We start from the raw sequence: 25,411 nt of genomic DNA on the forward strand, positions 1-25,411 counted from the left end.
GGTATCTCAATTGCACAAACTGCTGAAGGTGCAATGAACGAGACGACTAACATCCTGCAACGTATGCGTGATTTGTCTCTACAATCTTCAAACGGCTCAAACTCAAAATCTGAGCGTGTAGCGATTCAAGAAGAAGTAACAGCACTGAACGACGAACTGAACCGTATCGCGGAAACGACGTCTTTTGGTGGTAACAAGCTGCTTAACGGTACTCACGGTACTAAATCATTCCAAATCGGTGCGGATAACGGTGAAGCTGTAATGCTTCAACTGAAAGACATGCGCTCTGATAACGCTCAGATGGGTGGTAAGAGCTACCAAACTGAGAACGCGAAAGACAAAGACTGGAACGTTCAAGCGGGCTCTAACGACCTAAAACTGTCGTTCACTGACAACTTCGGCCAAGCACAAGAAATCGACATCAGCGCAAAAGCGGGTGATGACATCGAAGAGCTAGCGACTTACATCAACGGTCAACAAGATTCTGTTAAAGCGTCTGTTACTGAAGACGGCAAGCTACAAATGTTCACAGGCAACAACAAAGTGAGCGGCGATGTGTCTTTCTCTGGCGGTCTTGCGGGCGAGCTAGGTATTCAAGCAGCTAAAGACGTAACGGTTGATACTATCGACGTAACATCTGTTGGCGGCGCACAAGAGTCTGTAGCAGTAATCGATGCGGCCCTTAAGTATGTAGACAGTCACCGTGCTGAGCTAGGTGCTTTCCAAAACCGTTTCGACCACGCTATCAGCAACTTAGACAACATTAACGAGAACGTTAACGCATCTAAGAGCCGTATTAAAGATACCGACTTCGCGAAAGAAACGACTCAGATGACTAAGTCTCAGATCCTTTCTCAAGCTTCAAGCTCGATTCTTGCTCAAGCGAAGCAAGCACCGAACTCGGCACTTAGCCTACTAGGTTAATCGATTGAAAAGCCACGTTGACCGATAGTGTTGACGTTAGGCTTCCACAAATTAGCTCGTGGTGAGAGATGAGCGCTAAACAGACCCAGCTTCGGCTGGGTTTTTTATTGCCTGAAATTTGGTGAAGGTGTATTTGGAAAAGTGTAGTGCGGGTAAACAGAAGCAAAAGCGAGATTCCCTATCACGTTCGTCCTCACTGTAGGGAATGACGGGAGTTGGGTATTGGTGACTCTATAGCTAACTGTATAGAAGAGGTCGGTTTGAGTAACAATCACTCAGGCTTAAACCATAGTGTTTAATCGTCATCCCAGAATCGAACCGAGCGAGATGTCAGGGATCTCTGTTCGTGAGAGGCCCAAAGAAGAAGGGGATTTGTAGTTGTTAGGTGATAAGGCCAAAGCGGCTGGTAATCTGGCATTAGAACTATATAGCAGGCACAAAAAACGCCACCCTTAGGTAGCGTTTTAATTAAAGCAGATAAGTAATCGAGATTACTTAGTTACTTTAAGAACTGGAGTTTCGCCAACAGTTACAGAACCAGAAAGCTTGTTCAGCTCTTTGATTTCGTCCATGTTAGAGATAACAACTGGAGTAAGCGTAGATTTTGCTTTCTCTTCTAGAAGCGCTAGGTCGAAAGTGATGATAGTGTCACCAGCTTTAACAGATTGACCTTCTTCAGCTACACGAGTGAAGCCTTCGCCTTTAAGTTCAACAGTATCGATACCGAAGTGAACGAAAAGCTCAACACCGTCGTCAGACTCGATAGAGAATGCGTGGTTAGTTTCGAAGATCTTACCGATAGTACCGTTAACTGGAGCTACCATTTTGTCGCCAGCTGGTTTGATCGCGATGCCGTCACCAACGATTTTTTCAGCGAAAACTACATCTGGCACATCTTCGATGTTTACGATTTCACCAGAAAGAGGTGCGATGATTTCGATTGCACCAGCATCAGCGCTGTCATCAGATACAAGCTTTTTCAGTTTGTCAAACAGACCCATTGTGTCATGCTCCTAACGTTTAGTTTTATTCTGTAGAATATACTATACCAATCTAACAAATTAGACGACTATTTTTAGCCGTCTAACGTTATTAAGCGATTGGCGATTACTGAGTTTTCTCAGCGATGAACTTTTCTACGCAAGCTTCAATTTCAGCAGCTGTTGGTAGAGATAGTGCTTCGTCAGCCATCGCTTTAACTTCAGCGAAGTTAGAGTTACGGATTACTTTCTTAACTTTAGGGATAGAGATACCGCTCATAGAGAACTCATCTAGACCCATACCAAGAAGAAGTAGCGTTGCACGCTCATCACCAGCAAGCTCACCACACATACCAGTCCACTTACCTTCAGCGTGTGATGCGTCGATCACTTGCTTGATTACTGTAAGAACAGCAGGAGATAGTGGGTTGTATAGGTGAGAAATCATTTCGTTACCACGGTCTACCGCAAGAGTGTATTGCGTTAGGTCGTTAGTACCGATAGAGAAGAAAGATACTTCTTTCGCTAGGTGGTGTGCGATTGCAGCAGCTGCTGGAGTCTCAACCATTACGCCGATTTCGATTTCTTCATCGAAAGCTAGGCCTTCAGCGCGAAGTTCAACTTTGTACTCTTCGATTGCTTTTTTCAGTTCACGGATCTCTTCAACAGAAATGATCATTGGGAACATGATACGTAGTTTACCGTGTGCAGATGCACGTAGGATGCCACGTAGTTGGTCACGTAGGATTTCACGACGATCCAAGCTGATACGTACTGCACGCCAGCCTAGGAACGGGTTCATCTCTTGTGGAAGGTCCATGTATGGTAGGTCTTTGTCGCCACCGATATCCATAGTACGGATAATCACTGACTCGCCTTCCATTGCTTCTGCTACTTCTTTGTAAGCAACGTATTGCTCTTCTTCAGTAGGAAGCGCGTCACGGTCCATAAATAGGAATTCAGTACGGTACAGACCAACGCCTTCACCGCCGTTACGCAGGATACCGTCACAGTCTTTTACTGTACCGATGTTGCCACAAACTTCTACACGGTGACCGTCTAGAGTTTCAGCGTGTAAATCTTTTAGTTTTGCTAGTTCAGCCGCTTCTGCTTCGAAATCTGCTTTGATTTTCTTAGCTTCTGCTAGTTCAGCTTCAGAAGGGTTGATGATGATCTTGTTGTTCATCGCGTCTAGCACAAGCATGTCGCCGTTCTTAACTTGCTTAGTGATATCGTTAGTACCAACGATAGCTGGAAGCTCAAGAGAACGTGCCATGATTGAAGTATGAGATGTACGACCGCCGATGTCACAAGCGAAACCAAGAACGTAGTCTAGGTTGATTTGTGCAGTTTCAGATGGCGTTAGGTCGTAAGCTACTAGGATAACTTCTTCATTGATATCTGCTAGAGATACAATGTTGATGCCTAGAGCATTTTTAACGAAACGAGTACCGATATCACGGATATCAGTTGCACGTTCTTTTAGGTACTCATCATCAAGAGACTCTAGTGCAACAGCTTGCTCTTCGATCACAGTGTGGATCGCGTTGTCTGCGTGCATCTTGTCTTTCTTGATGAGTGCTAAAATCTCTTCTTCTAGCTCTTCATCTTCAAGCAGCATGATGTGGCCTTCAAAGATTGCTTCTTTTTCTTCGCCAAAAGTTTCAAGTGCTTTTTGCTTAACAACTTCAAGTTGCTGAGAAGATTTGTTACGAGCGTCAAAGAAACGCTGTACTTCTGCTTCAACTTGGTCGTCAGAGATAGATTGAGTGTTTAGGACAATTTCATCTTCTTGAAGTAGTAGTGCTTTACCGAAAGCAATACCAGGAGATGCTAGGATGCCTGAAATCATAGCCTTACCTTAGTTGTTCAACTGTAAACGGGAGAGTGTGTGACTTTAAGTCGTCGACTAATGTCGCGCTTATTCCTATCTATTTCGAACAAAGCCACTTTGCTATGCAAAATGGCTTTGAAAGAAGGAGACCGTATTAGTGTAGTTGATCCATAAGAGCAACTAGGTGGTCTACTGCTTGCTGAGCTTGAGGACCTTCAGCTGAAATAGTAACGTTAGTACCTTTTACTAGGCCTAAAGTTTGTAGTTTGAACAGGCTTTTCGCGCTAGCGCTTTTGCCGTTAGAAGTCACTGTGATGTCAGCGTCGAAAGATTTTGCTTCTTTAACGAACTGTGCAGCTGGACGAGTGTGAAGACCGTTTTCTGCTGTGATTTCTACTTGCTTCTCGTACATTTTATATACCCCAATTAATTTATTTTTTGTAAGTTTGTAACCAGATTAGCTTAACTGCTTTAGCCCAAATGCGCTAGAGGCTAGTACGCCATGTTCGTGTTAGAACTTAGACTGGTTATAAATTTTTATCCAGCCATGGTCGTCTTTTGCTGAGTACTCATGACTTTCAGAATTTGTTTATTGCTTCTTTTATTTTGAAGCGAAAAATAAAACAGACCTGATATTACCAAAGGTGGGGCAGGGATCAACAAAAAAGCCCCTAAACGGGGCTTTTTTGGACGAAAAATTGATTTGACCACATATTATTGTTGGTTCTCTTTTTCCGTAAAGATGCCAGCAAATAGGGCTGTGCTTAGGTAACGCTCACCAGAGCTTGGTAGTACAGTAACGATAGTTTTTCCTGCAAATTCAGGTAGTTCGGCGATTCTGTTCGCTGCTACTACTGCCGCGCCAGATGAGATACCAGCAAGAATACCTTCTTCTTTCATTAGGCGTTGAGCCATCTCGATCGCTTCTTCAGAAGTTACCGATTCAACACGGTCAATAATCTCTAAATCTAGGTTTCCAGGGATGAAACCTGCACCGATACCTTGAATTTTGTGTGGAGCTGGTTTGATTTCTTCACCTGCAAGTGCTTGTGCAATCACTGGAGACTCTGCCGGCTCAACCGCGACTGAAGTAATCGCTTTGCCTTTTTCACCTTTAATGTAACGACTTGTACCTGTGATAGTACCGCCCGTACCAACACCCGCTACAAACACGTCGATTTCGCCGTCTGTTGCTTCCCAAATTTCAGGACCAGTCGTCTGCTCGTGAATCTGTGGGTTAGCAGGGTTGTTGAACTGTTGAAGTAGTAGGTATTTGTCTGGGTCTGAAGCAACAATCTCTTCTGCTTTAGCAATCGCGCCGTTCATGCCTTTTGGTGCTTCAGTTAGCACAAGGTTTGCGCCAAGCGCTTTAAGCAGCTTACGACGTTCTAGGCTCATTGATTCAGGCATAGTTAGCGTTAGTTTGTAACCGCGTGCTGCTGCTACGAATGCAAGTGCAACACCTGTGTTACCACTGGTAGGTTCAACAAGCTCGATACCTGGCTTAAGCGTACCTGCTTTTTCTGCTTCCCAGATCATGTTTGAACCGATACGACATTTAACACTGAAGCTTGGGTTACGAGCTTCGATCTTAGCTAGGACGTTACCTTTGCTTACTTTGTTAAGGCGGACTAGAGGTGTGTTACCAATCGTTAGGGTGTTGTCTTCGTAGATCTTGCTCATGCGATATTCCTTCATTTAATGACAGAACTAAACGTAGTATATCAATCACTTTACCGTCTAGTGTCTTACGATGTTTATTCAGCTTGAATTTAGATTAAACAAGTTGAAAAAAAGGTAAAAGGATTAAAAAGTTATATCATATAGATATGTAGCAGAATTCACGCCTATCTTTATTGAAATCAGAACTTCAAAAAGATAGGCGAAACTAGGAAGTATAGGCGGGGTAATAGACGAGAATTATAGACGAGAACGCAGAGCTTGGTCTTTAAACTCAGCAACCCACATTGCCGTCGCGCCGCAAACGGCAACGGGCATTACGATCAGGTTTAGAATTGGAATTGTGGTGAACACAGAAACAAGCGCGCCAAAGCTGTAGCTCTTGCCTTGTTTTTGTTTCAAATTGTTTCTCATGTCATCAAATTTGATTTTATGGTTATCGAACGGGTAGTCGGCGTATTGAATCGCTAACATCCATGCTGTGAAAATGAACCATAAAAACGGAGCAACGGTTTGCCCTAGTGCTGGAATTAACAAAAGTAGGAATAAACCGATCGCTTTTGGCAGAATGTAGACAAGCTTGCGCCATTCTCTCGCTAATATACGTGGGGTATCTTTGAGGACATCAAGTAAACCATCGTCATTAACTTTTTTACCGCTCAACAACTCTTCAACTTTTTCCGCGAGTAAACCGTTGAACGGTGCGGCAATGAAGTTAGCGAGCGTGCTAAAGAAATACGAGAATGTGGCCAAGACGGTTAACACAAGTAATGGCCATAAAATGTATGACAACCACGACAAGAAACTTGGCAATGCACCAATCCAACCTTCAATCCAAGTGTTTAGGTTGGAGAAGATATAAAACAAGGCACCACCAACGAGTAACACGTTCGCGATAAGTGGCATTAGTACAAACTTACGAATGCTCGGTGATAAAGCGATTTTTATTCCGAAAATAAAATAGCCAAAGCCGGAGCGGGGAACAGATTCAATAGTCATATTTAAATTAGGTCACATGTGAATTTGGTTAAATAGCAAACATGTCTAGTGTACTCGACCGAAATTAAGAAAAAAAGCGTGGTGAAAATCACACCATGTAAGGAACTAATTGTATTAAGTTGTTCTAAAACAGTGGCTACTTTTGATAGAGTAGTGAGATTAGCCAAATTAACCCAACTTAGTGACAGCGTGTTTATAGCTAGTTGACTAAGAAAGCTGAGAGCGAAAAATGCAGGAATTGCGATTTGTACTCATTATTGTTGGCGCATTAGCTATCGCCGCATTATTGTTCCATGGTCTATGGACGAGTAAAAAAGAAGGGAAAGCAAAGTTTGGAGATAAGCCGCTCGGTAAGCTTGATAACGACAGCTTAGATGAAGCAGAAACTATTCCAAACCGTTCATTCGCCCCAGAAGATGATTTTGAGATAATCCGAAAAGAACGTAAAGAGCCGGATTTTGCTGTTTCACCCTCTGATACTGATCCGCTGATCGACTCAGATCCGCTAACAGCGCCACAAGCGAAAGAAGCTTACGAAGATGATATCGAATTAAATGATCTTCCTTCTTTCAGCGTAGAAGACCCAATTAAGGTTGAAAGTGAACCTGAAGTGATTGAGGAAGAGAAGGACGTTGAGCCTGAAGTTCCAAGCTTTGAGTTGACTGACGAGCAAAAAGAAAACCATGCCGGCTTTAAAGTGCAGTACGGTTCGTTTGAAGAGCCTTCTGAAACAGTTGATGAGCCAGTCGTTCCAAACGAAACGCTTACTCAAAGAGAGCCCGTTGTTGCGAAAGAAGTCGTGACTCCGCAAAGTGCGACTGTTGAAGAAGCAAAACCAGATGAAGAACTTGGTTTAGAAGTGATCGTTCTTAATGTTCACTGTGCTGGAGAGATCCCATTCGTTGGGACTGAACTTTTCCGCAGCATGGAGAACAACGGTTTAACTTATGGTGAGATGTCTATTTACCACTGCTTTGCACAATCTACAGATGCACCAAAGGTTATTTTCAGCGTTGCAAACATGATGCAGCCAGGAACGCTAGAACATGATGATCCTGCTGACTTCACGACTAAAGGTATTTCGTTCTTTATGACGTTGCCTTGTTATGGTCAAGCTGATCAAAACTTCAATGTGATGCTGAGTGCGGCGCAGAAAATTGCTGACGATATGGGCGGAAACGTGTTGGATGAGTCACGCAACTTAATGACACCAAACCGTTTATCTGACTACCGCAAGCAAATCAGAGACTTTATGACGGCATCGAATGCCTAGCCGTATTGTTTAGCCTTGTAAATAATCTATATTTATAGAAAAGGGCTCCTAAGGGAGCCCTTTTTGATATTTCAATCACGATAGAGAATGATATGAAAGAATCGATTCAAGTTACCTTAGAGCAGTTAAGAGAAACTCTGCATTATCACGCCGTTCGTTATTACGTAGAAGATAGCCCTGAGATCCCTGATGTCGAGTACGATCGATTAATGCAGCAATTGCTAAAGATCGAAGAAGAGAACCCGGAACTAGTGACGGTAGATTCTCCGAGCCAACGTGTTGGTGGTCAGCCTCTCGATGGTTTCACTCAAGTGACTCATGAGATCCCAATGCTTTCTCTGGACAATGCTTTCTCTGATGAAGATTTGGATGCGTTCAATAAGCGAATGTCTGATAGAGCGCCAACCGCTAACCTCAAGACTTTCTGTTGTGAACCTAAGCTTGATGGCCTTGCCGTTAGCCTACTCTATGTGAATGGTACTTTAGTTCAGGCTGCGACACGTGGTGACGGTGCGACGGGTGAAAACATCACTGAAAACGTGCGTACGATCAGCTCTATCCCACTTAAGTTACAAGGTGAAGGCTGGCCGCAGCGTATTGAAGTTCGTGGCGAAGTGTTTATGCCAAAAGCGGGTTTCGATAAGTTGAATGAGATGGCGTTGAAGAAAGGCGAGAAAGTATTTGTTAACCCACGTAATGCCGCCGCAGGTAGCCTGCGTCAGCTTGATTCTCGTATTACTGCGAAACGTCCGCTAGCTTTCTACGCATACAGTGTCGGTGTTGTACAAGGCGCTGAGCTATCAAATAGTCACTACCAACGCTTTTTACAGCTTAAAGGTTGGGGCTTACCTATGTGCCCCGAGACTAAGCAACTGAGCTCTCTCGAAGACGTGAAAGCCTATTACCAAGATATTATGACTCGTCGTGATGCTCTGGCTTACGAGATTGATGGCGTTGTTATCAAAGTCGACGATATCGCGGCTCAAGAAGTACTTGGCTTTGTTGCACGAGCGCCACGTTGGGCAATTGCTTATAAGTTCCCAGCTCAAGAAGAGATTACACTGCTCAATGACGTTGAATTTCAGGTGGGCCGTACTGGCGCTATTACGCCGGTTGCTAAACTTGAACCTATCTTCGTTGGTGGCGTGACGGTCAGCAATGCCACTTTACACAATGCCGATGAGATTGCGCGTTTAGGCGTGAAGGTAGGCGACAGCGTTATTATTCGCCGTGCAGGTGACGTTATTCCACAAATAGTGGCTGTTGTACTAGATCGTCGCCCTGAAACGGCTAGAGACATTGTTTTCCCTGATGCTTGCCCAGTATGTAGTTCTGCGGTTGAGCGTGTAGAAGGTGAAGCTGTAGCGCGTTGTACTGGCGGTTTAGTCTGTCAGGCGCAGCGTAAAGAAGCACTTAAACACTTTGTTTCTAGAAAGGCGCTAGACGTTGATGGACTGGGCGTGAAAGTTATTGAGCAGCTTGTGGACCGTGAAATGGTCGAAACACCTGCTGATTTATTTAAGCTAAGTGCTGGCGTGATTACTGTTCTTGACCGAATGGGGCCTAAATCGGCACAGAACGTCGTGAGTGCGTTGAATAAAGCTAAAGACACGACGTTAGCGCGTTTCCTCTATTCACTCGGTATTCGTGAAGTCGGTGAGGCGACAGCGATGAACTTAGCGCAACACTTTAAGACGTTGGAACTGGTTCAAGCAGCTACTCATGAACAATTAGTTGAAGTGTCAGATATTGGTGACATCGTTGCTAGCCATATCACCAGCTTCTTCTCACAAGAGAAAAACAGAGCGGTCGTCGATCAGCTGATAGAGCTAGGTGTGAATTGGCCAATCATCAAAGAAGCTGCCGATGACCAAGAGCTACCATTAGAAGGTAAAGTCGTTGTGTTAACAGGCTCATTGTCGCAATTAGGTCGAAGTGAAGCTAAAGCTGCGTTACAAGCATTAGGTGCGAAAGTGACGGGTAGCGTATCGAAGAAAACGGACATCTTGTTTGCCGGTGAAGCTGCGGGTTCTAAATTAACTAAAGCACAAGATTTAGGTATCGAAATAAGAACAGAAGAAGATCTAATAGCCCTTATTTCGTAAGTAAATACAGATAAAAAAAGCTCAAAGGCACTCCTTTCAAGGGAGTGCCTTTTTTGTTTCTGATATAAAAATGAGGGCTTTTTAATTGTTGAGAATTTTGTTCCTATACGAACTCTAAAATCAGGACAGTGACGCTGCTCAACATTAATGAAATACCATTGTAGTTGTATCAAAAATGCGAGTCATATCTATTTTTACAAAGTGATAATTACCTCAAGTTGTTGAATTTATTGGTATTGATTTTGTTTTGGTGAGGATTTTTCTATTTATCGATCTGGATCACTAAGTACCTATTAAATTTGCACCAACTCATATTTTTTTAGATGAAAATTAAGTTATCATTGATCTTTTTGAGGGCGAAGTTAGTCTTAATGCCATGGATGCACATGATGTGTATAACCAGAAAGGAAATAGAGAATTCAGAGTTTAGGGTTCTCAAACAAGAAAAGGTATTTCTCTCTACGGCGGCCAACTTTAGGCGGGGAATATTCAAACAGCTATATCCATTTTTAGGAGTTTTATTCCATGGAAAACAAAATTTTCAAACGTACTCTACTAGGTGCATCCGTTGCACTTTTATCGACAGGCGTAATGGCGAAAGAAGTTGGTATCAACTCTGATTTCAACGTTGACGTATACGGTGTTGCAGCTATCTCTCTAGTTAACTACAACACAACTGACAACAACGACTCTAGTACTGGTTACGCTGTAGAGAATGAATCTCGTATCGGCTTCCGTGCTCATAAAGAGATGTTTGATGACGTATTAATCACAATGCAGATTGAATCTGGCTACGTAGATAGCACAGACTGGGGTCATGGCGGCGTTTCAGGCGGTGTGCTTGGTTTCCGTGATACGTTCGTTGGTGCTTCTGGCTCTTGGGGTAACCTGCGTGTGGGTCGTGTTCTTACTCCACTATACGAAATCGTCGACTGGCCATTCTCTAACCCTGGTCTAGGTTCTGTATTCGATTGGGGCGGCATCAACGGTCACTACGATCGTCAATCTAACCAAGTTCGTTACGATTCAGCTAAATTTGGCGGTTTCTCTTTTGCAGCTTCTGTTGGTCGTGACGATAACGACAACGGTGGTGGTGCAGCAACTCGTGACGCAAACTTTGTTGGCGCAAGTGCTAAGTACAGCTTCGAGAAAGTAACATTAATGGGTGCGGTTGAATCTGGTACTCGTGTCGTTGCCGCGTCTGGTGGTGATTGGTCTTTTGATGAAAACGGTAACCCAGAACAGGCTCCTGAAGTAGCTGGTTACGATGATGATACATTCGCATACATTGTTGGTTTCGAAGCTAGCCTACCAGCAGGTTTCGGTTTCGCTGCAGCATATAAAGGCGAAGAGCTAGATAACAGCATCCGCAAAGTAACTCAAGATTCTTACTCTATCATCGGTCAATACTGGAATGGTCCAATCGGTTTCAAACTAGGCTACGCAGCTAACCTTGAGTCTGAAACAAATGGTAAGAAAGACGCTAACTCAGACAGCAACACTATTTCTGGTCAGTTAATGGCTGTTCATAACGGTTTCGTACCTTACCTACGTGTAGCGGGTCGTACTGTTGGTGACGCTGATACAGATATCGTAACTCGCGTTGGTCTTGAATACGGTTTCTAAGCTAGAATCTTTAGCTTAAACAGTTAGATAAAAATCAAAACGCTGGTAAATTTTGTTTGCCAGCGTTTTTCCATAGTGAACATAAGGAATTAGTCATAATGAATAAAGTTAGTGTAGTCGTATTATCATTATTTTTGGGAGCTTGTAGTTCACTCGATTCACAAAGTAATTTTGCAGACTCAGTTGCTGATGTACAGCCAAAAGGTGGCTACATTCAAGTGACTGGGCAATCTTATGTAGCGGAAAGTAAAGCGAATGTCGGGGCAGATATCCTGAAATCGTCACTCTACTTTACATACAACAAAGAAATAACGCAGAATTCGGCTCCAGAATCTTCCATTACCATGGATGTAAGCTATTTCCAGAGCTATAAAGAATACGAAACCGTTAGCTTTTTTGGTAAGACGATAGACCTTGAAGAGAGACAACTTCCAAGAGAGAGCTGCAGCGAACACTGCACAAAGACTCAGTATATTAAATTTCCATTGAGCGAAGCTGACATCCAGCAAGCAAGAAAAAAGAATTTAGAATTTACACTTGATGGACAAAACTCAGTGATGAGTACAACTTTCATTGTGCCGAAAGCGTATATCGACACAATTTATAACGGTGCAAATAATCATACGGCTATCGCTGTTGCTCCGGTTGCGGTACCTGTTGCGGCTGTAGTTGCTGAAGAACCAAAAGCGTCTCAAGCTCAAGAGATGGTTAATTACTGGTATGGTCAAGCGACAAAAGAAGAGCAAGCTGCTGTGACTGATTGGGCATTCAAGAATCGTAAAAACGCTACCCCAACATCACTAGAAGGCTCAAAAGAAATCGAAATGGTTTCATATTGGTTCAATAAGCTAAACAGCGAAGAAAAATCTCAAACTATGATTTGGCTATTAGAGCAAGAGTAGGCTTCTAACGTAAGTCTCTAGCTATGTTTTTCAACCGCAGTATTGTATAACAGCAGTACTGCGGTTTTTCATTTTAGGCTTACAGGTAAGATTGTGAATATTGGTGAAGTAGCGAAGCGTGTTGGTACAACAGCGAAATCCATTCGTTTTTACGAAAGTAAAGGCATGATGAGCCCACCGCACCGATCAGAAAATGGTTACAGGCAATATGGCGAGATTCATATCGAACAGTTAGAGTTCGTTTTGAGAGCTAAAATGGTTGGTTTCACTCTCGATGAGTGTAAGTCACTGGTTGAGTTGGCAATGAATCCCAACAGACAAAGCTACGAAGTAAAGAAGAAGGCGACTCAGAAGTTAGATGAAATAGAGTTGAAGCTTGCGGAGTTAAACAAGATGAAGGTGCAGCTACAATCTTGGGTACATGACTGCCCTGGAGATACTTCAACGGAATGTCCTATCTTGAATAATCTATCTGGAATAATCTATCTGGAATAATCTATCTGGCCGCAGTTAGGTTATTCCAGTTCTAAATAATCGTCAGGCAGCAATTTCATTACTAGCCTGACTTTAATCACCTATCACAGCACCTATCACAGCACCTTTCCGCCGTAATGTTTACAGATCAACAGTGGTACATGAGTGACTGCGTTACCATCTGAACACTTAACGATAGGCCCCATGTTTCCGTTACCAGGAGACTGACTGCTCGCTAGAGCGCTTCCAAATGACAAGCTGAAAATAGCCGTTAGAATTATTAAAAAATGTCTCATACAAACTCCATTAGGTTTATCTCTAATTGAGATAATTGAAAGTATGGACAAGGAAAAGAAAATTTCAAAAATTCGACGGACTTAACATTTTTAATAATTATAAATAAGCGAGAGTAAGGTTAACTATTCATATATATATTGGGTAAGAAATCTGGCTTTCTTATACCTTTTTAGCTCAATCAAACTTTTTAGCTTTACGAAATAAGAACTTATTTTTTTTTCAATTCAATCTATCGCAATGATAATTCGAATATTATTAAGGTTCAAAAATAGAAAAAGCCTGCATTTATTGAAAATGCAGGCTTCATATAGCTCTTGTTTATAAAGGTTCTATTATTAGAACGATTCCGTCTAAAGCGACAATCTTAATTTCGGTTCCAGATGGAATATCTTGACTGGCCTTTGCTGACCAAGAAGAGTCACCGAACTTAATTCGACAGCTACCTTTCTTTACGTCTTCACTTAAAATAACGGTTTGACCTACCAATTGCTTTTCTCTTTGGTTTAACTCTCGCCCTGCATCCGATTGCTTGTCATTCGAGAGTTGTCTTCTCCACCACAACCAAGTGGTAATAAGAGAGAAGCTAGCAAAGGACAGCCATTGCATCTGCCAACCAATTGGTAATGCTCCTAATAGGGCACCGACCAGCATGGCAGATATGCCTATCCATAAAAAGTAACCAGCGGTTCCAACCAGTTCAAGTGCAAGCAGTGCTAGACCAAATGCTAGCCAGTGCCAGTGGTTTACTTGTTCTAGTAATTCGACCATAAGTTAGTCCTTACTACCTTTGTCATTCTTATGTGCAAACATCTCCGCGATACCCGCTACAGAACCCATAAGGCCAGTTGCTTCGAGTGGTAGCATGATGATCTTGCCGTTTTCAGCTTGGCCTATAGATTTCAATGCGTCGGTGTAACCTTGTGCAATGAAGTAATTGACCGCTTGCATGTCACCTTGAGCAATTGCCGTTGATACCATTTCTGTCGCTTTAGCTTCTGCTTCTGCGGCACGCTCACGGGCTTCTGCTTGCAATATTGCCGCTTGCTTCTCACCTTCTGCTTTCAGGATCTCTGATTGCTTGTGGCCTTCTGCTTTCAAGATCTCAGCTTGTCGTACACCTTCTGCTTCTAAGATATCAGCACGTTTATTACGCTCGGCTTTCATCTGGGCATTCATCGCGGCGGTTAGATCTGCTGGTGGTTGTACATCTTTGATTTCGATACGAGTAACTTTTACGCCCCATGGGTTGGTTGCTTCATCCACGATATTTAGCAGCTTGGTATTGATCATGTCACGCTGGCTAAGCATTTCATCCAGCTCCATAGAGCCAAGTACAGTACGGATATTGGTGAGGGTTAAATTACGGATCGCATGCTCAAGGTCATTTACTTCATAAGCCGCTTTCGGTGCATCGATAACTTGTACGAAGCAGACAGCATCAATCATGACATTAGCATTATCTTTGGAGATGACTTCTTGTGCTGGGATGTCGAGAACACGCTCCATCATGCTGATGCGCTGTCCAACTTTATCAATAAATGGAATGATTAAGTTAAGACCCGGTTTAAGGGTGTGTGTGTATCGCCCGAAGCGTTCAACGGTCCAGTTGTTGCCTTGTGGAACGGTTTTTACGCCAGCGAAGATAAATAACAGTGCGACGGCAGTAAAGACGCCGATAGTAATCAAGGTATCAATAGGCATACAAAATCCTTTGCAAGTTTGAGTTTTTGATAGTTCAGTATTGATACTGGCTCATATTTAAATTCTGAGCAAATTTATAAACGAGAAATGGGCCATAAAATATTGATTTTATGGCCCATTTTACATTCTATTATGCGATAAACTAATTGATTGAATTGTCAATTTTCGATGTTTAATCTACGGCTTTTTAGGTTTAACTAGTAAAGCAGAGAGTACAGTTGTCGACGGTACTTACTGGCAACTGGGTTACCTTGTCCAAGCGCACTCAAGATGTCCATGAACTCTTTCTTCATGTCACCATCGAGAGCATTAAGATCTTTGGCTAGGAAAGACCATAATAGATCCATAGCTTCTTCACTGCGGTTCACTTGGTGATATTGCAATGCTAATTCAGATGCTGTTTTAGCGTCGCTCGGATTTTGCTGAAGAGCTGCTTCTAATGCTTGTATTTCAGGGCTGTCTGCTGCTTGTTTATGAAGTTCAAGCTTTGCAACTAAGCCTTTGTAGTAGTTGTCTTGGTACTCAAGAGGGATAGTTGCTAGCTGAGTTTCAGCAAGGTCAAATTGTTGCGTTTCTAACAAACACTCTGCGATCGCCAGTTTTACTTCACCTTTATTCGTCAGCTCTGCTGGAAGTTGCTGCATTGCTGCTAGTGCCTGTGTGTGCTCGCCAGCTTGCATTTGCTCAAGAGCCTGACGCAAAGCAAGTTCATCTTGGCTAGGAAGGTGTTTGCTGAGCATATCGACAATAGCTTCTATGCTTTGAGGGCCACCGAGCCCATCGACTGGCTGACCATTAACAAACAGTGCAATAGTGGGCAGTGCTTGAACACCAAACTGGCTAGCAATAGCTTGCTCTTGTTCGCAATTGAGCAGGGCTAAGGTGAAGGCACCGTTGTATTGCTGAGTTAAAGTTTGCAGTTCAGGAATGACTTGGGCGCTCTCTTGGCTCATTGGTGCCCAAAAATGGATGAGTACAGGGGTCTGCATCGAACCTTCTAATACTTGACGAAAGTTCTGCTCATTAAGTTCAACAATATGCGGAGATTGCATTTACGTTCCTTGAGGTTTGTTTTGTGGATACGTTGCAAATATGGGGGGATTAGTCGGTAACTTCAAGATCTAACTCGGTTATCTCGGATAAAAAGAACCAAAAATAGAAAAACGCTATGCTTCGATGTTGATATAATTGTTATCTCAACATGGAAGGCATAGCGTTATCATCGAGGTAGTCAGTGAGGCGTTGCGTGAGATACTCAAAACAGAATAAACAACGTAATCGCCAGACCCACACCTACCCAATTAAGGCGGTTTAAAGTCATGAGATTTCCAGAGTAGAACCATCAATTGGGAATAACTGATGGGATAGGATAATCATGACATCTTATTGTTACGGAAAAATTACATCGTTACATTAAAGTTTGCGACTCTGCATTCAAAGTTAGTAATTTATGCAGCTTTTCTCAAAATAGGGTCTAGCAAGCGACTCGGTAGAATCCTTTTCAATACCGCGAACACTTTAGTCGGGGTCGTAACTCGGTATCTTAGCTTGGGTTTGTCGGCGGTGAGAGCATGGAATACCGGCTCAATACAACTTTCTGGAGGCAGGACAAAAGCGTTATTCGATGATTCTTTTTCGAGTCGATCTTTTTGTTGTTGGTAAGCGTCTTGGTGGGCGCTGCCAGAAATGTTGATCCATTTATTGAACGCTTTCAAGGCATTGGTTCTAAATTGAGTCTCAATTGGCCCTGGTTGCAGTAATGAGATCTGTATACCGCTGCCATGCAGTTCTAATCGTAAGGTATCTGTCCAACCCTCAATCGCGAATTTAGAAGCATTATAAGCACCACGATACTTCATGGCTGCAAAACCTAATACGGAACTGTTTTGTACGATTCGACCTTCGCCACGCTCGCGCATGTGCGGAAGGATCTGACAGACGAGATGATGCCAACCAAAGAAGTTAGTTTCGAATTGTTCTCTGAGTCCTTGGGTCGGTAAGTCTTCTAGTGCCCCTGCTTGACCGTAAGCACCGTTATTGAATAATCCATACAATCCATTAGGTGCGAGATCAATAGCAAGCTTGGCGCCATGCTCAATACTTTCTTGGTTGGAAAGATCTAATTGAATACAGGTGAGGCCTTCATCTTGAAGGCGTTGAACATCTTGTGGATCACGACAAGATGCAATGACATGAAAACCACGCTTTTGAAGTGCATGAGCACATGTATAGCCAATACCTGTTGAGCAACCGGTAATCAGAATCGACTTGTTCACACTTAATCCTTTATTAGAGTCTCTATCGCTCTAGGGTAAAGAATTAGTCTTGATGTTGTAACAAGTTTTTTAGTGCTGGCTCGATTCTTGAGTAACTAAAGATGAATCCCATCTCAGTGAGTTTCTTCGGCTTGGAGCGAATGCTGTCAAATAGCAAACAAGATGATTCCCCCATGAGAATCGACATTGCCCATTTCGGCGTGAACAAGAAATGCGGTCGGCGTAGTTGTTTGGCGAGTGTGCTGCTGAACAGCTTGTTGGTGACAGGGTGCGGGGCACACATATTAAATTCCCCTTGAGCGTGAGGCATCGACAATAAGTGGTTGATGGCTCTCACCATATCTAGCATGTGAATCCAAGGCATATATTGTTCGCCTGAACCTAGCGGTCCACCAACTCCGAGTTTGTATAGCATAAGCATCTTTTTGAGCGCACCACCATTTTCACCAAGTACAATACCTGTTCGCAGTAATATCACGCGTGTGCTTTCTGATTGTGCTCTCTTGGCTATCTCTTCCCAATGAGCGCAAACTTTGTGAGGGAAGCTTTCATCTTCTACTTGTAGTGATTCGTCAAACGGATGTTGCTGTTGATCACCATAGTAACCCACGGCTGAGCCGCTAATAAAAGCCTTCGGCGGGTTGCTGCTGGCATGAATTAACTCGACCAGTTTTTCAGTAATGTGCCAGCGGCTGTTACAGATCCTCTCTTTTTGCTCCGTACTCCAACGCTTGTCAGCGATAGGTTCGCCAGCAAGATTGACCACTACATCGAAGTCATTGAGATCGCTCAGTTCATCAAGAGATTGAATGTAATGAAGGTTGTTCTGGTTGAGGTGATTTAGGTTTTGCTTCGCTTTTTCAGGACTCCGCGTCAACAATGTCACGTCGTCAGTGTTCCAACTTTTGACCAATTCAGAGCCAATAAATCCCGTACCACCCGTTAACAATATCTTCATACCAATCTCCCTATTAAACATAATTATAGACATGGCTTGTTTTTAATCGCCAATCAATACGAAAAAATCACTATAACGATCAGTTGGTTTCAATCGTGTGATACCTAATTTACGCCTTATGCAATTTACTCAGGAGTGAAATTAAATCCACCTAGCTCGTTTGCAAACTAGGCAACTCTCGCTGAGCCACGCATCTTGAGGTTACTTGGGTATATACCGCTATCACATTTATGCACTTTACTCCGATATGTTACCAACTGCGTAATATTTGTCACATAAGGAATGATAAGGATTTGCCATGATTATTAGTAATTAATAACCAGACACAATTTCAGTCACAAGGAGTTGCGATGACGGCAGTGCTTGCTTTGTTTCGAGCCATGTTAGGTAGCCTAAGGGATCTCTTGCCGATCGTGGCGGTGATTGCTTTCTTCCAGCTTGCTGTTTTGCAAGAACCACTCCCTCATCTTTTGTCTATTCTAACTGGCTTAGTGTTGGTGGTCTTTGGGCTGACTTTCTTTATCTTTGGCCTTGAAATGGGTCTGTTCCCAATCGGCGAGTCGATGGCTCAAGCTTTTGCTCGCAAGGGGAGCGTGTTTTGGTTATTGACCTTCGCTTTCTGTTTAGGTTTTGGTACCACCATTGCCGAACCCGCGTTAACCGCAGTGGCTGCTGAAGCAGCAGAAGTTGCAGCTGAAGGTGGTGTTATTCCCAACTCTTTAGATGAAAGGGAACAATATGCCGATGGCCTGCGCTTCACCGTGGCGTTATCGGTCGGTATTGCCATTCTATTAGGAGTACTTCGGATCTTAAAAGGCTGGCCAATTCAGTACATGATCATCGGTGGTTATATTGGAGTCGTGGTGCTCACCGCTTTCGCCCCTGAAAACATTATTGGGATTGCGTACGACTCTGGCGGTGTCACAACATCGACGATCACCGTTCCGTTAGTGACCGCATTAGGGGTGGGTTTAGCCTCGGCGATTAAAGGACGAAACCCGATGATTGATGGCTTTGGATTGATCGCCTTTGCTTCACTGCTGCCGATGATGTTTGTCATGGTGTACGGGATGGTGGTGACATGATCAGTGTGCAGCAATTTATCGACACCTTTCTAGGCACTGTGATGGATGTGATTCCGATTGCGGTGATCATCTTCGGTTTTCAGTTAGTGGTACTGCGTAAGCCTGTCAATAACCTTGCCAAAGTGCTCATCGGTTTCTTTTACGTCATTCTTGGCTTATCACTCTTTTTGATGGGGTTGGAGCTCGCGTTATTCCCTCTAGGGGAGACGATGGCAATGCAACTCACCGAACCAAGCTTTTTGACTGAGTTTAAGATCAGTTCTGGTCTTTCATTGGCTTGGTTTGATTATTACTGGGTTTACCTGTTTGCGTTTTGTATTGGTTTTAGTACCACGATAGCCGAGCCTTCTTTGATTGCTGTAGCGATTAAGGCAAACCAAGTATCCGGTGGCAGTATCAGTGTTAACGGACTGAGAATCGCCGTGGCATTAGGCGTTGCCATCGGTATCTCATTAGGTAGCTACCGTATCGTTGCGGGCGATCCTATCCATTACTACATTATTTGTGGCTATGTCATTGTGGTGATTCAAACCTTTTACGCCCCCAAATTGATCATTCCATTGGCCTACGATTCAGGCGGGGTTACGACATCTACCGTGACTGTACCTTTAGTGACGGCTCTTGGATTAGGGCTTGCTTCAACTGTACCGGGACGAAATCCAGTAATAGACGGTTTCGGCTTAATCGCCTTTGCGAGTTTGTTCCCCATCATTTCGGTGATGAGCTACGCCCAAATAACCCAATGGTTAAACCGTTTACACACCTCTAAGGAGAGCAAAGATGCGCTTTAAACTTATCCTAGCGTTTGTAGAAGAGAGCAAAACCGACATTGTGCTCGATGCCGCGCGTGATGCGGGCGCAACCGGAGCAACCGTGATTAATAATGCCAGAGGGCAGGGCTTAAACCAAAAGCGCACCTTCTTCGGATTAACATTAGAGGTGCAAAAAGATGTGCTGCTGTTTGTCGTTGAGGAGCATCTAGCAAGGCATATTCTTGAAAGAATTAGTGAGGTGGGGGAGTTTGACCAAGAATCGGGACAGGGTATTGCAGTACAGATAGATGTGGAAGATGCAGTCGGCGTTGCGCATCAAGTTGAGACGTTAACAAAGGTTGTGGAGGATGAGCTATGAGTACCAGTGAAAAGATCCGAGTAGGCGATGTCATGGCCAATACGTATGTGATTATCGATGGGCTAACTACGGTGTTAGAAGCGATAGAGATGGCTAAGAAGCACAAAGTGAAAGCAATCATTGTCGATAAACGCCACGAGGATGACGAGTACGGTATCGTGTTGATGAATGATATAGCAAAGAAAGTGTTGGCTAAAAATCGATCTCCGAAGCGAACTAATGTTTATGAAATCATGACCAAGCCAGCGCTAAGCGTGTCTGCTGAGATGAACGTAAAGTATTGCGCTCGCCTGTTTGAACGCTTTGGTATCAGTCGCGCGCCAGTAGTTCGTGATCACAAGATAGTCGGTATGGTTAGTTACAATAATATCGTGATCAACGGTATGGCGAGAGATGACGTGTAGCATTTAGATACGTACAATAGGCTCATAAATTTTATGGAGAAGTACGTGTGAAATTATTTTTTGCTTCAGACCTACACGGTTCGCTGCCAGCAACAGAAAAGGTATTAGAACTCTACCAAGCGTCTGGTGCGCAATATTTAGTGCTATTGGGTGACATTCTGAATCATGGGCCAAGAAATCCGATTCCAGAAGGATACAATCCACCGGCGGTTGCAGAGAAGTTGAATGCGTTTTCTCAAGAGATCATCGCCGTTCGTGGTAACTGCGACAGTGAAGTGGATCAAATGCTGTTGTCTTTTCCAATGATGATGGATTACTCATGGGTGTTATTGGAATCAGGTCAGCGTATCTTTCTAACCCATGGTCATTTGTATAACACCACTAAACGACCAGCACTAAAAGCGGGTGATATTATTGCCCATGGGCATACTCATATTCCAGTTGCCGAATACCAAGATGATATCTTTATCTTTAACCCTAGTTCGGTGACATTCCCACGAGATGGCCATGCAGCGAGCTATGGCATCTATGAAAATAATACCTTTAAAGTCATTAGCCTTGAAGGTGACGTAATTGTGATTGGCGAGCTTTAAATAAACTCAATCGGCGGCGTTAGAAAAGGTTCACTTTGAGTCTACGTGGCCGAGGTCCCTGTCTGGAGCAATGATGTTTCGCACTCTTTGCTTCAGAACTTTCGCTTCTGGAAAACCTTCATCCGCTTTTCTTTCCCAAATCTGCACACCATTACAAAAGATTTCGAACCTGCCTCCGGTGTCTGGATGCAAGCTCACTTGTTCAATTTCTTCGCTAAAGGTATGCAGCAGCTCTTGGCATAACCAACTAGAACGAAGCATCCAATTACACTGACGGCAATAGTGTATAGCGATTGTCGCTTTTGTTGCTGTCTCTTTAGCTGGAGTCAGATTTGGTTGATCCGTATTCATAGTTAATCCTTAAAATGCTAAATCCGTAATTTGATACCAACGGCTAACAAAAAAGGGGCATCATGCCCCTTTTCTATTGGTTTACCGTTTAATGGTATTCAGCTATTGATATACATAAATAACTGCAGAGTTTTAGTTTGAGAACAAAACGGTAGAACCGTGATTTAAGCTAGTGAGCAGCAGTGCTTTCTGATTAATTATATCAATGCGTCGGCTTTGCTCTGCATCCATCTTAATCACTTGAGTGATAAGTTCGAGTTGCTCTTCCGAAAAGTCTTGGCGCTCAGCCGAAGTTACATCTTTAAACTCCGTTGGCGAAATCAGTAAATAGTTATCGTTAATATCCCACTGACCTGTTTCTGATATGTTGATCACATTCGCAGGTGCAGTTTGAGTGCTGTACAGCCTAACCACTGACATTCTCAGGTACGTACCATTTGGTAGGTATTTCGCATTCGATGACAATTCAACTTTACGAAGCGGGCCGATTGCATCAGCTTGCTTGTTGTCGCTAATCAGAGTCACCATTTTCGATTGCCATTCATGCTGAGTGAGTAAGCGCTCTACTTTTGCATCGCTGCCCCAATATAACCAACCACTTAAGAACGCAGATAGAACCAGTAAAATAATCGATACTTTTAATTTCATGTTACTTACCACCGTTACAAATGTCGTTTACATCCGACTGGTTTGCGTAAATTCTTAGGGTTACATTTTCGCTCGAGTAATCTTGCGGGTGAATGTAATTGAGGGCAAGGTTATTGGTTTGTCCTCCTGTAGCGATCACTTCAGCCGGCTTTAACACACCAGTGTGACTCGTGTTGTAACTTAATACACACTTTTCTATTGCTGGCAGCCAACTGCTGAGGTCTGGGTGGTTAACCGGTGATTGAACCTTTACACCATCCACTTCAGTCAAAACCGTGAACTCGGACTCCACCGGGGTAGTAAACGTTAAAACGAGAATCGGCATGATGAAAGCGGCAAGCAGTAACCAAAATGTTAACCATTTATTGGTGCTTTTAGTTGGAGCTACAACAGGAGCGGTTGCTGGTTCTAGTTCTACCTTGGTCTCTTGAACTTTTGTAATTGGCTCAGGTTCAAATGTGTCAGTGATTGCTTGTTCAGTCGCTGCAGGCGTTGCAAACGTTAGGATAGGTTCAACGTCATTTTCTGCAATTTCAGCGGCTACTGGCTGATCATTTGATGACAGTGGCGCAGAGCGCTCAACGGTCGCAATAAATTGGTAACCGCGCTTCGGTACTGTCTTTACGAATTCAGGAGATTTAGTCGAGTCTTTGAGCATCTTTCTCAGAGTCGATACGGCTTGCGTTAAGCTTGAGTCATCCACCTCAAAGCCTTGGTCTCGCCAAACATACTCATGCAATTCATTACGAGTGATAACTTCATTAGGCCTTTCTGACAGCATCAAGAGAATGCGGCTTTCATTGCTACCAAGACGTACGACTTCACCGTCGCTCATTTGATCGACAAGTGAATTGCTGTTTGGGTCGAATACGAACCGTTGTGCGAGAATAAACTTTGTGCCGATATTACTCATTGAATTCTTCTATTTTGGATTGTTTTGGGGGGCGAAATAGACAAATCTCAGGTGAAGTTCCGTTAATTCTTCACCAAATCATGGCTTATTTTATGTTCTTTTATATTTATCAGGCTCAAGGATAATAAAAACAGATAAAAAAAACAGTGTTTTTATGATTTTTGACCTTGAATTTACATTTGTCATCCTCATGTTAATGAACAGAAGAGTGGCATCAAGTGTTACGCCCCTATGATTATTCAACATAAAGTATAGATGTTTTGGAGTAAAAATGAGCGAAACGGCAACGCAAAATAAAGAGACTCGTGGCTTTCAATCTGAAGTAAAACAACTACTTCATCTAATGATTCACTCACTGTATTCAAATAAAGAAATCTTTCTACGTGAGCTGATCTCTAACGCATCTGACGCGGCTGATAAGCTTCGTTTTCAAGCTCTATCGAACGGTGACCTTTACCAAGGTGATGCAGATCTAGGTGTAAAACTTTCTTTCAACGCGGAAGCAAACACGTTAACCATTTCTGATAACGGTATCGGTATGAGCCGCGACAACGTTATTGAGCATTTAGGTACGATTGCTAAGTCAGGCACTGCAGATTTTTTCTCAAAGCTGTCTGAAGACCAAAGCAAAGACTCTCAACTGATTGGTCAATTTGGTGTGGGTTTCTATTCTGCATTCATCGTCGCAGACGCGGTAACGGTTCGCACACGTGCAGCTGGCCTGCCGAACAATGAAGCTGTTCAGTGGCACTCTGCAGGTGAAGGCGATTACACAATCGAAGACATCACTAAAGAGTCTCGTGGTACTGACATCGTTCTGCACATGCGTGAAGACGGTAAAGAGTTCTTAAATGAGTGGCGTCTGCGTGAAGTGATTGGTAAATATTCTGACCACATCGGCATTCCTGTTTCTATCTTCACAGCAGTGAAAGATGACGAAGGTAAAGACACCGAAGAGAAACATTGGGAACAGATCAACAAGGCGCAAGCACTTTGGACTCGTAACAAGTCTGATATCGAGAAAGAAGAGTACCAAGAGTTTTACAAACACGTATCTCACGACTTTGCTGATCCACTAACCTGGAGCCACAACAAGGTTGAAGGTAAGAACGATTACACAAGCCTGCTTTACATCCCAGCGAAAGCACCTTGGGACATGATGAACCGTGACCACAAGAGTGGCTTGAAACTTTACGTGCAGCGTGTATTCATCATGGATGACGCAGAGCAGTTCATGCCATCTTACATGCGTTTCGTTCGTGGCTTGATTGACTCAAACGATCTGCCATTGAACGTGTCTCGTGAAATCCTGCAAGACAACAAGGTAACTCAGTCTCTTCGTGGCGCATGTACCAAGCGTGTACTGACTATGCTTGAGCGCATGGCGAAGAATGACAATGATAAGTACCTAGAGTTTTGGAAAGAGTTCGGCCTAGTATTGAAAGAAGGCCCGGCTGAAGATATGGCGAACAAAGAGAAGATCGCTGGTCTACTTCGTTTCTCGTCAACGGAAGTGGATTCTGCTGAACAAACCATCAGCCTAGAATCTTACGTTGAGCGCATGAAAGAAGGCCAAGATAAGATTTACTACCTGACAGCAGATAGCTACGCTGCCGCTAAGAACAGCCCACACTTGGAGCAGTTCAAAGCTAAAGGTATTGAAGTGGTTCTAATGTACGATCGTATTGATGAGTACGTAATGAACTACCTGACTGACTTCGACGGTAAACAGTTCCAATCGATCACTAAAGCAGGCTTAGACCTAAGCAAGTTTGAAGGTGAAGAAGAGAAAGAGAAGCAAAAAGAGACAGAAGAAGAGTTCAAATCTGTTGTTGAGCGTACTCAATCTTACCTAGGTGGTCGTGTTAAAGAAGTTCGTACGACCTTCAAGCTAGCAACGACACCTGCGGTTGTTGTGACTGACGACTTCGAAATGGGCACGCAAATGGCGAAGCTTCTTGAAGCTGCGGGTCAAGCGGCACCGGAAGTGAAGTACATCTTCGAGATTAACCCTGAGCACGCACTGGTTAAACAGATGGCTGACGAAGCAGACGAGCAAGCGTTTGGTCGTTGGGTTGAGTTGCTACTTGGTCAAGCGATGCTGGCTGAAAAGGGCTCAATGGAAGATCCGTCACAATTCTTGGGTGCAATCAACGAGCTACTAACAAAGCGTTAGTCTTTCGACTTTAGGTTAAGCCAATGATTGTAATAAAAAGCTCGCAAATGCGGGCTTTTTTTATGAACGTCGTTGAAAATT

At 43.4% G+C, this 25,411-nt stretch carries 26 protein-coding genes; 12 read left to right on the forward strand and 14 right to left on the reverse strand.

Going from position 1 to position 25,411, the window contains the following annotated elements; all coding sequences use genetic code 11:
• A partial coding sequence (locus tag AB4249_RS08345) for a flagellin (protein ID WP_372102823.1) occupies positions 1-924 on the forward strand: 924 nt, incomplete at its 5' end.
• Positions 925-1,415: 491 nt separating this feature from the next.
• Here AB4249_RS08345 and crr read toward each other — a convergent pair.
• The 5 genes from crr to cysZ form a co-directional block, all read right to left on the reverse strand.
• Positions 1,416-1,925: a PTS glucose transporter subunit IIA gene (crr, locus tag AB4249_RS08350; protein ID WP_004737851.1), complete on the reverse strand. Its 510-nt coding sequence runs from the start codon at positions 1,923-1,925 to the stop codon at positions 1,416-1,418.
• Positions 1,926-2,031: 106 nt separating this feature from the next.
• Positions 2,032-3,756 carry a phosphoenolpyruvate-protein phosphotransferase PtsI gene (ptsI, locus tag AB4249_RS08355; protein WP_048660880.1) on the reverse strand — a complete coding sequence of 575 codons (1,725 nt, stop codon included), beginning with the start codon at positions 3,754-3,756 and terminating at the stop codon, positions 2,032-2,034.
• 136 nt (positions 3,757-3,892) lie between these two features.
• The gene (locus AB4249_RS08360; protein WP_004734263.1) at positions 3,893-4,150 is read right to left on the reverse strand and encodes an HPr family phosphocarrier protein; all 258 of its coding nucleotides are present in this window, start codon (positions 4,148-4,150) and stop codon (positions 3,893-3,895) included.
• A gap of 302 nt (positions 4,151-4,452) precedes the next feature.
• Positions 4,453-5,421 (reverse strand): cysteine synthase A, encoded by a 969-nt coding sequence (gene cysK, locus AB4249_RS08365; protein ID WP_017061934.1) that lies wholly within the window; start codon positions 5,419-5,421, stop codon positions 4,453-4,455.
• A gap of 237 nt (positions 5,422-5,658) precedes the next feature.
• Positions 5,659-6,417: a sulfate transporter CysZ gene (cysZ, locus tag AB4249_RS08370; RefSeq protein ID WP_029235129.1), complete on the reverse strand. Its 759-nt coding sequence runs from the start codon at positions 6,415-6,417 to the stop codon at positions 5,659-5,661.
• Positions 6,418-6,646: 229 nt separating this feature from the next.
• Between cysZ and zipA the strand changes: the two genes are divergently transcribed.
• From zipA to cueR, 5 genes are all read left to right on the forward strand, one after another.
• On the forward strand, positions 6,647-7,690 hold the full coding sequence (gene zipA, locus AB4249_RS08375) for a cell division protein ZipA (protein WP_017061932.1): 1,044 nt from the start codon (positions 6,647-6,649) through the stop codon (positions 7,688-7,690).
• 92 nt (positions 7,691-7,782) lie between these two features.
• Complete coding sequence (ligA, locus tag AB4249_RS08380) at positions 7,783-9,795, forward strand: NAD-dependent DNA ligase LigA (RefSeq protein ID WP_371724307.1); 2,013 nt, start codon at positions 7,783-7,785, stop codon at positions 9,793-9,795.
• A gap of 525 nt (positions 9,796-10,320) precedes the next feature.
• Positions 10,321-11,421, forward strand: a complete 1,101-nt coding sequence (locus tag AB4249_RS08385) for a porin (RefSeq protein ID WP_102332550.1) — start codon at positions 10,321-10,323, stop codon at positions 11,419-11,421.
• Positions 11,422-11,519: 98 nt separating this feature from the next.
• Positions 11,520-12,323: a DUF2057 family protein gene (locus AB4249_RS08390; protein WP_017063394.1), complete on the forward strand. Its 804-nt coding sequence runs from the start codon at positions 11,520-11,522 to the stop codon at positions 12,321-12,323.
• A gap of 93 nt (positions 12,324-12,416) precedes the next feature.
• Complete coding sequence (cueR, locus tag AB4249_RS08395; RefSeq protein ID WP_372102825.1) at positions 12,417-12,818, forward strand: Cu(I)-responsive transcriptional regulator; 402 nt, start codon at positions 12,417-12,419, stop codon at positions 12,816-12,818.
• A 95-nt stretch (positions 12,819-12,913) separates the two neighbouring features.
• On the opposite strand, the gene AB4249_RS08400 is transcribed toward cueR, so the two are convergent.
• From AB4249_RS08400 to AB4249_RS08425, 6 genes are all read right to left on the reverse strand, one after another.
• The gene (locus AB4249_RS08400; protein WP_017061927.1) at positions 12,914-13,093 is read right to left on the reverse strand and encodes a hypothetical protein; all 180 of its coding nucleotides are present in this window, start codon (positions 13,091-13,093) and stop codon (positions 12,914-12,916) included.
• Between the two features lie 319 nt (positions 13,094-13,412).
• Positions 13,413-13,862, reverse strand: a complete 450-nt coding sequence (locus AB4249_RS08405; RefSeq protein ID WP_048660872.1) for an NfeD family protein — start codon at positions 13,860-13,862, stop codon at positions 13,413-13,415.
• 3 nt (positions 13,863-13,865) lie between these two features.
• On the reverse strand, positions 13,866-14,795 hold the full coding sequence (locus AB4249_RS08410) for an SPFH domain-containing protein (protein ID WP_102332549.1): 930 nt from the start codon (positions 14,793-14,795) through the stop codon (positions 13,866-13,868).
• 197 nt (positions 14,796-14,992) lie between these two features.
• On the reverse strand, positions 14,993-15,847 hold the full coding sequence (locus tag AB4249_RS08415; protein ID WP_017061924.1) for a co-chaperone YbbN: 855 nt from the start codon (positions 15,845-15,847) through the stop codon (positions 14,993-14,995).
• A 396-nt stretch (positions 15,848-16,243) separates the two neighbouring features.
• Positions 16,244-17,071 carry an SDR family oxidoreductase gene (locus AB4249_RS08420; protein ID WP_017061923.1) on the reverse strand — a complete coding sequence of 276 codons (828 nt, stop codon included), beginning with the start codon at positions 17,069-17,071 and terminating at the stop codon, positions 16,244-16,246.
• A gap of 43 nt (positions 17,072-17,114) precedes the next feature.
• On the reverse strand, positions 17,115-18,029 hold the full coding sequence (locus tag AB4249_RS08425; RefSeq protein WP_372102827.1) for a TIGR01777 family oxidoreductase: 915 nt from the start codon (positions 18,027-18,029) through the stop codon (positions 17,115-17,117).
• A 350-nt stretch (positions 18,030-18,379) separates the two neighbouring features.
• On the opposite strand from AB4249_RS08425, the gene AB4249_RS08430 reads away from it, so the two are divergent.
• From AB4249_RS08430 to yfcE, 5 genes are read left to right on the forward strand one after another with little or no spacing between them, the layout of a single operon-like run.
• Positions 18,380-19,114 (forward strand): DUF1538 domain-containing protein, encoded by a 735-nt coding sequence (locus AB4249_RS08430; protein WP_017079455.1) that lies wholly within the window; start codon positions 18,380-18,382, stop codon positions 19,112-19,114.
• On the forward strand, positions 19,111-19,905 hold the full coding sequence (locus AB4249_RS08435) for a DUF1538 domain-containing protein (protein ID WP_108117863.1): 795 nt from the start codon (positions 19,111-19,113) through the stop codon (positions 19,903-19,905). Before AB4249_RS08430 ends, AB4249_RS08435 begins: the two co-directional genes overlap by 4 nt.
• Positions 19,895-20,245, forward strand: a complete 351-nt coding sequence (locus AB4249_RS08440) for a P-II family nitrogen regulator (protein ID WP_004734245.1) — start codon at positions 19,895-19,897, stop codon at positions 20,243-20,245. The genes AB4249_RS08435 and AB4249_RS08440 overlap by 11 nt, the downstream gene beginning before the upstream one ends.
• The gene (locus tag AB4249_RS08445) at positions 20,242-20,649 is read left to right on the forward strand and encodes a CBS domain-containing protein (protein ID WP_076646480.1); all 408 of its coding nucleotides are present in this window, start codon (positions 20,242-20,244) and stop codon (positions 20,647-20,649) included. The genes AB4249_RS08440 and AB4249_RS08445 overlap by 4 nt, the downstream gene beginning before the upstream one ends.
• 47 nt (positions 20,650-20,696) lie before the next feature.
• Positions 20,697-21,242: a phosphodiesterase gene (gene yfcE, locus AB4249_RS08450; protein WP_372102829.1), complete on the forward strand. Its 546-nt coding sequence runs from the start codon at positions 20,697-20,699 to the stop codon at positions 21,240-21,242.
• 30 nt (positions 21,243-21,272) lie between these two features.
• On the opposite strand, the gene AB4249_RS08455 is transcribed toward yfcE, so the two are convergent.
• The 3 genes from AB4249_RS08455 to AB4249_RS08465 form a co-directional block, all read right to left on the reverse strand.
• Positions 21,273-21,593 (reverse strand): SelT/SelW/SelH family protein, encoded by a 321-nt coding sequence (locus AB4249_RS08455; protein WP_004734242.1) that lies wholly within the window; start codon positions 21,591-21,593, stop codon positions 21,273-21,275.
• Between the two features lie 132 nt (positions 21,594-21,725).
• Complete coding sequence (locus AB4249_RS08460; protein ID WP_029222673.1) at positions 21,726-22,241, reverse strand: regulatory protein ToxS; 516 nt, start codon at positions 22,239-22,241, stop codon at positions 21,726-21,728.
• Position 22,242: 1 nt separating this feature from the next.
• Complete coding sequence (locus AB4249_RS08465) at positions 22,243-23,154, reverse strand: winged helix-turn-helix domain-containing protein (protein ID WP_372102832.1); 912 nt, start codon at positions 23,152-23,154, stop codon at positions 22,243-22,245.
• Positions 23,155-23,425: 271 nt separating this feature from the next.
• Here AB4249_RS08465 and htpG point away from each other — a divergent pair, with 271 nt between their 5' ends.
• On the forward strand, positions 23,426-25,330 hold the full coding sequence (gene htpG, locus AB4249_RS08470) for a molecular chaperone HtpG (protein WP_017062201.1): 1,905 nt from the start codon (positions 23,426-23,428) through the stop codon (positions 25,328-25,330).
• The last annotated feature ends 81 nt before the right edge of the window (positions 25,331-25,411 follow it).

Origin of the sequence: Vibrio sp. 10N.261.55.F4 (assembly GCF_041470465.1) — a bacterium.
In the GTDB taxonomy this organism is placed as follows: Bacteria; Pseudomonadota; Gammaproteobacteria; order Enterobacterales; family Vibrionaceae; genus Vibrio; species Vibrio crassostreae_C.